Origin of the sequence: Photorhabdus heterorhabditis, assembly GCF_001280945.1 — a bacterium.
Taxonomy (GTDB): domain Bacteria; phylum Pseudomonadota; class Gammaproteobacteria; order Enterobacterales; family Enterobacteriaceae; genus Photorhabdus; species Photorhabdus heterorhabditis.
This window is the reverse complement of the sequence record NZ_LJCS01000242.1, coordinates 1-447: the sequence shown is the minus strand read 5'-3', so window position 1 is coordinate 447 and position 447 is coordinate 1. Positions and strand designations below refer to the sequence as shown.

The window sequence follows — 447 nt, the reverse complement described above, 5'->3', positions numbered from 1 at the left end:
CCTTGCTCGCGCCCTTTTTGTTCAAGCTGTTCTGCAATAGTCATCAACATCGTTTCATGCTCCGGAGATTGTTCAATCAGTTGATGGACAAAGTGTGAGAGATCCAGCGTATGCCCATTCAGTAAAAATAACGCGTCATGGTGAGGCCGTTTTTCTTTCTTCGCCACAATCTGTTTCTCTGTTTTATCAGGTAGTCATGACTATTCATTGTCTATCCCCGTCATCTTTCAAGTTGGCTGCACTCACTCCAGTTACAGAGTTATCTATGCTCCCGGGGATTCGCGCTCTTGCCGCCGCGAGGCATCTTGAAATCCATAGGGTATAAATAAGAACAAAAATGCCGATCTTGAATATCGGCATTTTGCTGTATAAAAAGAAGATTAATTTAATGCTTTAACGCTTCAATTTTATCCCGGCTCAGTCCGGTACTGGTGACAATAATATCCA

1 pseudogene is annotated in these 447 nt (G+C 43.0%); it reads right to left on the bottom strand.

Annotated features, from left to right (window positions below):
- Positions 1 to 125 (bottom strand): annotated as a pseudogene (locus tag AM629_RS23810) (ISNCY family transposase); the annotation flags it as partial.
- Between the last annotated feature and the right edge of the window lie 322 nt (positions 126 to 447).